Raw genomic sequence first — 12403 nt, 5'->3', positions numbered from 1 at the left:
GTAGCCTTTATAGAATGGGTAGCCGTTATATAAATACATGTTAGTGAAGGGTTTGAGGGAAATGTTGTTGTCAAAATGGAGAGGGTTTTCGTTACTAGGGCTGCTCTTAATGCTTGTACTATTATCAGGCTGTTCTAAAGGAACAGCGCATGTCACAGTGAATAAGAATGGAAGCGTAGATTTTGCAGTGAATATGAAAGTGAATTCGCGGGCAGAAGCGTTGATTAGCGGAAAAATGGAAGATGCTCTGGTAAACAAACTTAAAGATCAGGGGATTGAGCTAGAGAAAAGCCAAGATGGAAAATCTACAGTCTATGAATTCATGAAATCTTATGCCTCTTTTGAGGAAATGAAAGCACTCTCTGGTGACTTGGATATTGTGGACCTGAAATTAGATACCAAAGATTATTGGTTTTATACCAAATATGATGTTGAGGCGAAGCCTAAATTAAATAGTTACATAGACACCATAATGGATAATATGGGATCGCTCAGCTTATCGAAGCCGATTATTCGGGCGTTTTTGCAAAACATGGCTTTTGACTTTAAATTAACGTTACCTGTGGATTTATATGGAGACAATAATGCAAATGTAGAAGACGGCAGAACCCTTACTTGGAATGTTACACTAGCGGATACAGAGCCAATTCAAATGCAGGTTTATGTGCCTAATGTATGGAATATCGTGATTGTGCTTATCATTTTAGTGGTGGTTATTGTAACTGCGATTATATTGTTTATCAGAAAAAGAAAGCAGCGTAATAGAAAACGGTTCTAAGTGGGTTCGTAAGGTTTAGGAAGTGCCGGGAAGCTAGGATGCTTTACCGGCCTTCTTTACTTTTTAGCAGGCACAGAGTTATAATTAGTACCAAGTACTAGTATCAGATACTAATTGAAGAGGTGATTGGAATGAAAGGTGCAAAAATTACCGCTATCGGAACCTATGTCCCAGCTAAAAGACTGACTAATGCCGATCTGGAACAGATCGTAGATACAAATAATGAATGGATTGTGCAACGGACCGGAATCCGTGAGCGCCGAATTAGTCGGCAGGATGAGTATACAAGTGATTTATGTGCAGCAGCTGTGCAGGATCTTATGACTCGTTATGGAAAAAGCGTTCAGGATGTCGATATGGTCCTGGTAGCTACGAGCACACCTGACTTTTCCTTTCCCTCAGTAGCTTCTTTGATTCAAAATCGTTTTAACATTCCACAGACTGCTGGTGCTATGGATTTGAGTGCAGCATGCGCGGGTTTTGTCTATGCACTGCATACTGCTCACAGTTATGTGGCTTCAGGAATGCATCGCAAGGTACTGGTTATTGGTGCGGATACGATCTCCAAGATTACGGATTATACTGACCGCAGTACATGTATTCTTTTTGGGGATGGAGCGGGAGCTGTACTTGTGGAAAGTGATGAGCAGTCGACGGGATTTTTAGGCTTCCAGCTGGCAAGTGATGGCGGTGGGGCACATCATGTTTACCGTACGGGGCTTGCCCATACTGTAAACAATATTGAGCTGGTAGATACACAAATGCTGGTACAGAACGGACGTGAAGTGTTTCGCTGGGCGGTCAGAACGGTTCCTTTAGGTGTGCAACAACTGCTTGAAAAAGCGGAGGTAACTCTGGAGGAAGTAGACTGGTTTATTCCACACAGCGCTAATATGCGCATGATTGAGCCAATTTGTGAGCGATTAAATTATCCGCTGGAGCAGGTGCTGCACAGTCTTGTGAATTTCGGCAATACTTCTGCTGCCACGATTCCTTTAGCACTCGATTTGGGCATCTGCGAGGGTAAAGTACAAAATGGACAAAAGATCCTGATGTATGGTTTTGGTGCCGGATTGACCCAGGCTGGACAATTGATTGAGTTGAATTTGGATCATCAGGTAGGGATACCTACTCCATATTAAGAGGTGGAATTTGGCGAGTTAATGTCCAATGAATGTTTATAACGAAACGTTTCGGTTAATCAATAAAAAGACAACGCTGTTTGCGGAAACCCGCTTACATTGGCTGTTGTCTTTTTTTTGTTGATTACTGAGTATTTAATTGACTGCCACAGGATTCACGTACAATAAGCACAGGCTCCACTACAAACGATCCACCGCCAGACTGATTGTTAATCAAGTCATAGAGCATATGGGCAGCGAGGATGCCAAGCCGTTCTTTGTTCTGGCGGATGGTCGACAGTTTTGGACTGGTATATTTACAGGCTTCAATGTCGTCACAACCGATAATGGCAATATCTTCAGGAACGCTGAGGCCGTGTTCTTTCAAAGCCCGGATGGCTCCCAGAGCCAGCAAATCAGAAGCCGCAAAAATGGCTTTTGGTAAATTTCCGGCTTGAATTAATTGCTGCATAGCCGTATAACCGCTGGGCTCAAAGAAATCGTCGCCATGAACAAACCACTGACGGTTCAAAGTGAGGCCAAAACTTTCAATAGCTTTGACATATCCGGATTCCCGCAGGTTAGAAATATCTGAATCCGCTGCACTTCCGATAAATCCAAGCTCTCTGTAGCCAAGTAGATAAAAATGCTCCACGACCTTGGAAGAAACCTGAAAGTTATCTGACATCACAAAGCCGGATTTTTTCCCCTTTAGCTCGAGGTCGACTCCGATACAAGGAATACTGCTCATATCCAGATCGCGGATGGTAGGCTCCATCTTTTGCCCGGAAATAATGACACATCCATCCACATTGAAATGAACAGATCGAGCGAAATAATCGCCGCTGCTGATGAATTTCTCGTTGGAAAAGAAAATGAGATCGTAGCCCAGAACGCCCATCTGCTTCTTAAAGGAATTTAGCACTTCTACGAAAAAGGGATGGGTAAATTCGACATTAAGCTCGCCAGCAAAAATAACCCCGATCAGATTCGACTTCTTAGTTGCGAGTGTCTTGGCGGAGTTGGAAGGTGAATATCCGGTTTGTTCGATGATCTCCAAAACTCTTTGCTTGGTTTTTTCGGAAACATCACTGTAATTGTTCATAATTTTCGAAACAGTCGAGACAGAAACGCCGGCCATTTCGGCAATCATTTTGATATTCATAGTTAATAAAGCCACCCTCCGCTGAATAGTTGAAATTTGAGAAAAAGACTGTTCTAGAGCGGTTATTTGCGAGTTATTATGAATAGGGTGAATGAAAATTCAATTATTTTCAGTCTATTATTATTGCCGAAACAAGTCAAATATATATTTCACTATGCAGATTTATTCCAAAATAATCTATGTAAAAAAATTCAAAATTAGATCTTTACAAAAATAGAAAACTAAGCAACAATAGCATTGTCGAAACCGATTTCGATTTTTCGCTTGAATTACGAATATTACGAAATTCGAGGAGTGATGTTTAGGATGAAAAGGAATTTCACAGCAGCGCTTGCTGCTATGCTCCTTGTCACCGGGCTGCTATCACCGGTTGGGAGCATGAATGCTTCAGCGGCAGAGGCGTTAAAGGAAAACTCACCTGATTCAGCGGCAACGAAAGTGGAAAATGAACCAATCAATGGATTGAAAGCGTTTACCGATGTATCTCCAAGTCATTGGGCCGCAGGCCCATTACAGCGTTGGAGCGCAAATGGGATCATAAGCGGATATGACGACGGGTCGTTTCGTCCGGGTAAGGAAGTCACGAAGGCAGAATTCGCAGCTATTATGAATCGTATATTTAATTATCAGGAGCAATCGGATAAGGTTCCCGCTGATGTCCAGGCTACAGACTGGTATAAAAATGATATAGCCAAAGGGATTGCAGCTGGATATTTAAGCAGTGATCAGAAGAACAATATTTATCCTTCAAAAGCACTTTCGCGCGCTGAGGCGGCGTTAGCATTGGAGAAAGTGTTTCGTTTCAATGCAGACAAAAGCAGTACAGCAGCATTCACCGATCTGAACGGAGTCAGCGATGAAACCGCAAAAGCAATAGCTGTTCTATCGAGTGCAGGTTATGTAAAAGGATATCCTGGAGGTTTGTTTAAGCCAGATGGTGGGATCACCCGTGCAGAGTTAGCTCAGTTGGCTGATCGAATGGTTTCGGGACTCCTCCTGAAATCAGGAGAGACTTCACTAGGAACAGTAAAGGGCAATGTAGTCATTAATCGGGCTGATGTGATTCTTAAAGACACGGTCATCCAAGGTAATCTTTATCTAACCGAGGGGATAGCTGACGGGAATGCAAAGCTTGAAGGTGTAAAGGTAACTGGGACTACTTTTGTACGGGGAGGCGGCGAGCAAAGTATCGGCTTACACCATACTTCTCTTGGACTGCTTCAAGTAGCCAAGCCTAATGGTAAGGTTCGGATTTATGCCAGCGGGTCAACAGCTGTGGGTACAGTGCGGCTGCTATCTGGGGCAATCTTGGAAGAAACCAGCGATCTTACCGGGGCAGGGTTTGGGGATGTTGAGATGGATGTCGTTCCTCACAATATTTCGCTTCGCGGAAAATTTGGAGCGGTTCGTTCGGCAGACTCAGCAGTCAGCGGTTCTTTGTTAAGAATCCTTGGAACTGTCGGCAGCCTTACTCTGGGAAGTCCGGCCCAATTAACATTGGAGAACAATTCACAAGTGGCGGCACTAATCCTATCTGCGAGCGCTGGAGGTACAGCAATTCAAGGCAGCGGAAGCGTAACCACAATAGATAACAAAGCCGATGGAGTAACGATTGGCGGTGTAGCATTAAAAAAAGGAAACACTGGCAAAACAACATTGCCAATAGCAAGCTCAGCGCCAAGCAGTTCGGGGAATGTAGGTCCAATATCGACACCAAACTCCACACCTGAAGCAACGGCGACACCTACGGCAACTGCTACGCCAATCGAAACACCAACACCAACACCAACCGAAACACCGACACCAACAGCCACACCGACACCAACAGCCACACCGACACCAACACCGACACCGACACCAACACCAACACCAACACCAACACCAACGCCAACACCAACACCAACGCCAACACCCACAGCCACGCCAACAGCCACGCCAACACCAACCACTGATCCGTGGACACTGGTGTGGGGGGATGAGTTTAATGATGGAGAGATTGATGCTACAAAGTGGACCTATGACCTTGGAGATGGTTCGCAATACAACAATCCAGGTTGGGGAAACAATGAGAAGCAGTGGTATACCAACGATGAAAAGAATGTAAAGGAACAGGACGGTAACCTGATCATTACGGCCCACAAAGAAGAAAAAGCTGGCAAACAATATACTTCTACACGGATTAAGACTAAAGGGTTGTTTAGTAAGAAATATGGGAAATTTGAAATTCGGGCCAAAGCACCTACTGGAAAAGGGTACTGGCCGGCGATCTGGATGCTGCCGGAGAACGATGTGTACGGGACTTGGGCTGCTTCCGGTGAGCTTGATATTATGGAAGGCTGGGGCAGTCGTCCAGACACGGTAGCGGGGACGATTCATTACGGCGGTATGGCGCCGAACAATGTATACTCCGGCAAAGAATATGTATTTCCGGATAACGCTACGATTGAGCAGTTCCATACGTACTCTATTGAGTGGGAGCCGGGCGAAATTCGCTGGTATGTGGATGGTGAATTATATTCGACCAAAAATGACTGGTACAGCATCAGCAATGGGCAGCCTGCCAATAATGTGTATCCAGCGCCGTTTATTCAGAAGTTCCACTTGCTGATGAATCTGGCCGTAGGCGGTAACTTTGATGGTGATCCGACTAGCGAAACCGTATTTCCAAAATCGATGGAGATTGATTACGTTAGAGTCTACGAGCTGACAGGTCGTGAGTACCGTGAGCCTGTTCCAGTTACACTGGAGAAGGCAGCCTATCCGGAAGGCTCCAAGCTTGCACTGGCAGACGGCAACATGGTCTATAACAACAATTATTCGGAGCAGGTGCCGGGGGATGGCGGTATGGGAATCCCGAATACCGCACATTGGGCACTTTATAAAGAAACAGGGGCTGAAGCTACGGTTTCTACCGTTCCTATTGGGGAGCGCAATTATGTGAAGGTAGATATCAGCAGTGGGGGCGGGAATTTTTATTCGATTCAACCCCAAGCTATCGTATCTATAGCTAAAGGCAGGTTCTATAAACTCAGCTTCGATGCCAAAACCGATATGTCCCGCAGTATGAGCGTTCGGTTAACAGGTGGAGAATCTCGTGGATTTGCAGCGTATTCTCCATCGCTTAAGGTAGATCTAACTTCAGCGATGACGCATTACGAAACGATGTTTCAAATGAAGGAGAACTCAGATATTGCTGCACGCGTCGAGTTCAACGTGGGTACCAATACTTCACCGGTATGGTTTGGTAATGTCAGATTAGAAGAGATTGAGAATATTCAATTCCCGCATGATAGTGCGAAGGAACCGCTGGCCAACGGTAATCATCTGTACAATGGTACTTTCGATATTGGGGAACCCAATCGGATGAGTTATTGGCATACAGAAGCAGCTGGTGGTGCCACGGTAGAATCAAGCGTTAATGACGCTGGCCAGTTAAAGCTGCAGATTGGCGGCAGTGAAAATGGTGAGGTTCGGTTACTTCAGAAGGGAATTCAGCTCATTCAAGGGCAGGACTACGAGGTTACCTTCAATGCTTCAGTCTCCTCTGCACGCACAGGAACGGTCCAACTACTAGCAAAAGACGGCAGTGTACAGGCAGAACAACCGGTTAACTTAAGCGAAGGTGAGCAAAAAATTAAAGCCACCTTTATCAATCTTGCAGGTGCAACCGATCATGAAGGACAATTCGTATTTTTGTTAAACGGGGCAGCGGATACAGTCGTTCTGGATAACTTCCAGATGATACGTACTAGCTTCTATTTTGATCCATCGCTAATATATTACCCGCTCCTTAATGGTGAATTTAACTTTGGGTTTAGCGCCTGGGATCGCCTGTTGACAGAGCAGGGTGGTCAGAGCAGCGCTACGGTTGCAGATGGAACAGCAAAATTTAGCATTACGAATACCGGCAGTCAGGCGTATTCTGTAATGTTGTTTCAGAACAACTTGAAAGCTGCTGCTGGAATGGATTATGTGGTTGAATTTGATGCCAGTTCAACCGTAATCCGCAAAATCGGGGTGAACGTAGAAAATGGTACGTATCAGGCCTCGTTCAGCAATATTGTGGAGGTAACGCCGGAGACGAATCATTACAGATTCGAATTCCGGCAAGGCAGCAAGGATACATTGTCTCTTAAATTCCTGCTTGGGAAGGTTGAGGGGATTAGTATTCCTCAAAACCATGATATTATCATTGACAATGTGAAATTTGAGATCAAAAATGCACCGGCCAAACCGCAGGAGCTGCTAAGCGACAGCAGGAATAACAGAGTTTCGCAGCCGATTGAGCTTACTTTTATCGATAATGAAAATTGGCGGAATCAAATCATGGCGGTAAAGGTTAACGGTACAACACTTAATGCAGAGCAGTACACTATTGAACCGGGAAAAATCACAATTGAAGCAGCAGTATTTCCGGCAGAAGGAAGTTATACCATTACTGTTGAGGCTGAACATTATGTTACTGCAACTGTCGCGCAGACTATTCTAGCTAATGATAACAATCTAGTCATCAATGGTTCGTTTGGCAGCGATAAGACGGGCTGGACTACATGGTCCGGAGAAGGTGGCGTCTCCGCGTTTAATGTGAAGGATGGCGTAGCTGAAATCCTGATTACGTCGGCCGGATGGGAAGCGTGGCATACACAATTTTTCCAAGAGGGTATTCCACTGGAGGGCGGAAAAACATATGAGGTGAGCTTCAAAGCAAAATCAACGGTTCCGCGCCAAATTGTGTTAGAATACTCCAATACTTCAGCTGCTTCCGCGCAAGCTAAGTTTGATATTCATGCGGATTGGGCTACTTATACAGCACAATTTACGGTGTCGAACAGCAACCCGCTGAAGCTTAATTATCTGATCGGCAAAACGCTGGGCGCTGATCCTGCGGCTAACAATACGCCGCATACGATTTCTTTTGACGATATTGTGGTCAGGGAGGTACAAGGGGGTCCACCAGTAATACCGCCAAGCGGTACGCTGGATAATGGAACCTTCGATGTAGATGCAACGGGCTGGAGCCAGTATTTTGACGGAATCGGATCTGCTTCTGTTCAAGAGGGGGAATTTGCTATCAACTTAACAGGTACCGGGCAAGCCCCTTATAGCGCACAGGTGGATTACGAAAATCTCAAGCTCGTTCAGGGAAAAACGTACACCTTGAAGTTTAAAGCTCGTTCTACAGTAAACCGCAATATTCAGGTAGCTGTGGAGCATAAAGGCGGGGACTACACCAAATATATGGAAGCTGAGCTTGTAGCCTTGACCCAGAATATGGACGAATACAGCTACACTTTTACCATGAATGGGGCAACAGACGCTGGTGTTCATCTGGTGTTTTTGCTAGGGCTTATAGATGGGAATAGTACGGAGACGAATAGTGAGATTAGCGCGGGCAGTACAATTTATTTGGATGATGTAAGCTTGATCGAAGGGTAAACGAAAAAAACGGCAGTGTTTTCCTTTTACAGGAGCACTGTCGTTTTTTGTGTGTTTTTTGTGGGTTTGATTTAAGTTTCTTTAGGGATAAATTCAAAAATTTTGCCACTCTCAAAAGATTCTATTAGTTTCAGCAACCAGCGGTAGTAGTTAATGGATTCAGTTATTTTTTCTTCATCTGTATTTAAGAGCTGCATAAGTTTACTATCGTCACTATACTCTTTTTTCATATCGTTAATTTCTGCAAGTGATTTCGCTAGTGAGATCATATTACCTTCGACGGCTTTTCTCCATTTAATAGAGAAGTAATCACTGAAGTTCTGATGCCAGTCAGGCACAGTGGTGAACAAGTCTTTGCGCGTCCCTCTCCCCCATACTTTGTCGATCATTTTCAGATCTAGAAGGGTACGGACTCCCGTACTCATGGACGTTTTACTCATTCCCATTGTTTTGCTGAGCTCATCCAGTGTCACTGGACCTTGATTGAAGTACATATAACCGTATAAATGTCCAATAGACAAGGTAATGCCATACAGATCCATGTTTTTGCCGATAGAATCGATCACACGTTCACGGGCTTTACTAATCTTCTCTATTTGTTCGGGCGTAAGCCCTTCTAAATCGTTCATGATGTCCCTCCTGAGGAATAGGTCGATAGACTGCAACCTTATACAATGTATTGTAATCAAATCCCCCTCCATAAGTAAAGAATTCATGAATAAAGGAATTTGGCGTAAAACAGAGTATTCCATACATAAAGTTCGTAAAGTTAAAACTGTACACTAATTTTTATCCGTATATGGTGTTTGCATGAATTTTCAATAGTCCGGTAAACTACTATAAGTGAACTAAACCCGGATAACATTTCGGGAGAAGGAGGACGGCATGGCTATTATAGAGGTGAAACAACTAACCAAAGTATTCGGTCATGATGCGGGACGCGCGATTCCTTTATTAGAGCAAGGGATGTCGAAGGAAAAAATTGCTCAGGAATTGAAGTTGACAGTCGGAGTCAACAAAGCCGAATTCAGCATTGAAGAAGGAGAAATATTCGTCATTATGGGTTTGTCCGGCAGCGGTAAGTCGACGCTGGTTCGTTTGTTGAACCGCTTGATTGAGCCTACAGGGGGGCAAGTTCTTTTTAAAGGGAAAGATGTTGTGAAAATGAACCCGGAGCAGCTGCGCCAATTCAGACGGAAGAACATCGGCATGGTGTTTCAGAAGTTCGCATTATTTCCACATCGAAGCGTACTGGAGAATGCAGCATACGGGCTTGAAGTTCAGGGCGTAGATAAAAAGAAAAGAACTGAACTGGCAACGGAAGCCTTGCATCTGGTAGGTCTGAAAGGTTGGGAGAATCATCGTCCTGATCAACTCAGTGGAGGGATGCAGCAGCGTGTTGGACTGGCACGGGGCCTTGCCAACGACCCGGATATCCTGCTTATGGATGAGGCATTTAGTGCACTGGATCCGCTTATTCGTAAAGACATGCAGCAAGAGCTGCTGGAATTACAGGCCAGAGTGAAGAAGACCATCGTGTTTATCACTCATGATCTAGACGAAGCTTTGCGGATTGGAGATCGGATCGCACTGATGAAGGACGGAGTCATTGTGCAAATTGGTACACCGGAAGAAATCCTCATCCAACCTGCCAATAAATATGTAGAGCGATTCGTGGAGGATGTGGACTTGTCCAAGGTGTTGACTGCAGCTCATGTAATGCGTCAGCCGGAAACAGTCAGACCTGAACGCGGGCCTCGGGTAGCGCTTCAATTAATGCGTGACAGTGGTATATTCAGTCTGTATGTAGTGGACAAGGAAAATAAGCTTCTGGGTGTTATTACAGCTGAGGATGCCCTTAAGGCACTGAATGATAATAAATCTATTCTGGAAGTAACGCGGAGAGAAATCCCACGTGTACAACCGGAAACGCTACTCAATGATTTCTTTGAATTAATATCTGAGACACATTTGCCTGTAGCCGTCGTAGATGAAGCGGATAAATTGAAGGGTATTGTGATTAAAGGAGCCGTTCTTTCCGCACTCGCCGGCAACGCGGTACCGGAAGGAGGATTATAATGGACATTCCTAAACTGCCTTTGGGAAAGGCACTCGAGTGGTTGGAAAATTGGCTGACGACTTATTGTGGGCCCCTGTTTGACTTCATCCATTCGATTATCGGTGGTATGGTGGCTGGCATTGAAAATGCACTTACCTTCCTGCCAGCACTAGTACTTATCGTGCTTATTGCAGCTTTGTCTTATTGGATCGGTAAATGGCGCATGGCACTATTTGCGGTCATTGGGTTGCTTCTGATCGATAATCTTGGATTATGGGGACCTTCTATGCAGTCCTTGGCCCTTGTTCTAACCGCCTCGATATTGGCTGTAGTAATTGGTGTGCCGATTGGTATTTTATGTGCGCAGAGAAATACCGTTAGAAATATAGTTACGCCTATTTTGGACTTTATGCAGACGATGCCGGCTTTTGTATATTTATTGCCAGCGGTATCCTTTTTCTCACTGGGCGTAGTTCCAGGGGTTATTGCTTCGATTATTTTTGCAATTCCGCCAACGATTCGCTTGACCAATCTCGGAATTCGTCAGGTTTCGGAGGAACTGGTGGAGGCAGCAGATGCTTTCGGATCGACACCTACTCAGAAATTGGTTAAATTGCAACTTCCAATCGCTTTACCAACAATTATGGCAGGTGTGAACCAGACCATTATGTTGTCACTGTCAATGGTTGTTATCTCATCGATGATTGGTGCACAGGGCGTGGGTGCCTATGTATACCGTGCGGTATCACAGGCTAAGACAGGAGACGGATTCGAAGCAGGGATTGCGATCGTTATTATCGCCATTCTACTGGACCGTTTGACACAGAACGCACTAAAACCAAAACAAAGATAGGAGTTTTAAATAAATGAAGAAGAAAAATATAGGGCTATTCCTGTTAGTTATTATGATGATTGCTGTTATTGCTGGATGTTCCTCATCAAGTAAAGAGAAGGTAAAATTAGCATATGTAGCATGGGATTCGGAAATTGCGAGTACTTATGTAGTAAAGGAAGTACTTGAAACTAAGCTTGGAGCTACCGTTGAAATGCTGCAGGTAGATGCTGGTCCAATGTGGGCTGGGGTTGCAGACGGTAGTGCGGATGGAATGGTTGCAGCTTGGCTGCCAAGCACCCATGCGGCTTATTTAGAGAAGTACGGTGCAAAAATTGAAGATTTGGGTGCAAATCTAAACGGGACTAAGGTTGGCTTGGCTGTTCCTGCCTATATGGATATTAACTCTATTGAAGACTTGAAGAACAGTGATATGGCAGCAAAGCTGAACAATCGCATTATCGGCATTGAGCCAGGTGCCGGCATTATGACAACCACAGAAAAAGCTATCGCTGAATATGATCTTAGCGATTACACACTTCTTGAAAGCTCATCCGCAGCGATGGCTCAGGAACTGCAAAAGGCTTATGACAACAACGAGCCAATCGTTGTTACAGGCTGGACACCGCACTGGATGTTCGCCAATATGGATCTGAAATATCTGGAAGATCCAAAAGGGGTTTACGGTGCGGATGAACAGATCCACACGATGGTTCGCCAAGGTCTGAAAGATGACATGCCGAATGTCTACAAATTCCTGGATCAATTCGAATGGACAGCAGAAGATATGGCCAAAGTAATGATCGAGGTTCAGGGTGGGAAGTCACCAGAAGAAGCCGCTAAAACTTGGGTGGAGAGCAATCCGGATAAAGTGAATGCTTGGGTTGCAGGTATAGAATTGTAAGTAGATTAAAAACTGTGTTATGATGTGAAGAATAAATGGAAACAAAAATGTAACTTGTACGCTAACTACTGTTCTTTACACATTACACTTCATAAGCAAGCTCATTCA

At 44.6% G+C, this 12403-nt stretch carries 8 protein-coding genes; 6 read left to right on the top strand and 2 right to left on the bottom strand.

What is annotated here, in order from left to right:
* Positions 1-109: 109 nt before the first annotated feature.
* Both NYE58_RS30660 and NYE58_RS30655 read left to right on the top strand, forming a co-directional pair.
* The gene (locus NYE58_RS30660) at positions 110-778 is read left to right on the top strand and encodes a DUF3153 domain-containing protein (RefSeq protein ID WP_076277198.1); all 669 of its coding nucleotides are present in this window, start codon (positions 110-112) and stop codon (positions 776-778) included.
* Between the two features lie 131 nt (positions 779-909).
* Positions 910-1920, top strand: a complete 1011-nt coding sequence (locus tag NYE58_RS30655) for a ketoacyl-ACP synthase III (RefSeq protein ID WP_076277199.1) — start codon at positions 910-912, stop codon at positions 1918-1920.
* Positions 1921-2044: 124 nt separating this feature from the next.
* Here NYE58_RS30655 and NYE58_RS30650 read toward each other — a convergent pair whose 3' ends face one another.
* Complete coding sequence (locus NYE58_RS30650) at positions 2045-3064, bottom strand: LacI family DNA-binding transcriptional regulator (protein ID WP_076128026.1); 1020 nt, start codon at positions 3062-3064, stop codon at positions 2045-2047.
* A 306-nt stretch (positions 3065-3370) separates the two neighbouring features.
* On the opposite strand from NYE58_RS30650, the gene NYE58_RS30645 reads away from it, so the two are divergent.
* Entirely contained in the window at positions 3371-8500 is a 5130-nt protein-coding gene (locus tag NYE58_RS30645) for a carbohydrate binding domain-containing protein (protein WP_341003817.1), read from the top strand.
* A gap of 71 nt (positions 8501-8571) precedes the next feature.
* Here the strand turns inward: NYE58_RS30645 and NYE58_RS30640 are convergent, their stop codons facing one another.
* The gene (locus tag NYE58_RS30640) at positions 8572-9129 is read right to left on the bottom strand and encodes a GbsR/MarR family transcriptional regulator (RefSeq protein ID WP_036685364.1); all 558 of its coding nucleotides are present in this window, start codon (positions 9127-9129) and stop codon (positions 8572-8574) included.
* 256 nt (positions 9130-9385) lie between these two features.
* On the opposite strand from NYE58_RS30640, the gene NYE58_RS30635 reads away from it, so the two are divergent.
* The 3 genes from NYE58_RS30635 to NYE58_RS30625 are packed head-to-tail and all read left to right on the top strand — an operon-like array spanning position 9386 to position 12295.
* On the top strand, positions 9386-10579 hold the full coding sequence (locus tag NYE58_RS30635) for a quaternary amine ABC transporter ATP-binding protein (RefSeq protein WP_036685362.1): 1194 nt from the start codon (positions 9386-9388) through the stop codon (positions 10577-10579).
* A complete protein-coding gene (locus NYE58_RS30630; RefSeq protein WP_076099393.1) occupies positions 10579-11412 on the top strand; it encodes an ABC transporter permease in 834 nt (277 codons plus the stop codon). The genes NYE58_RS30635 and NYE58_RS30630 overlap by 1 nt, the downstream gene beginning before the upstream one ends.
* Before the next feature lie 13 nt (positions 11413-11425).
* On the top strand, positions 11426-12295 hold the full coding sequence (locus NYE58_RS30625; RefSeq protein ID WP_076220053.1) for a glycine betaine ABC transporter substrate-binding protein: 870 nt from the start codon (positions 11426-11428) through the stop codon (positions 12293-12295).
* Positions 12296-12403 lie beyond the last annotated feature (108 nt).

The organism is Paenibacillus sp. FSL L8-0708, from assembly GCF_038009325.1.
Classification (GTDB): domain Bacteria; phylum Bacillota; class Bacilli; order Paenibacillales; family Paenibacillaceae; genus Paenibacillus_AQ; species Paenibacillus_AQ odorifer.
The sequence above is the reverse complement of the archived record's forward strand: the minus strand, read 5'-3'. Positions and strand labels throughout refer to the sequence as shown.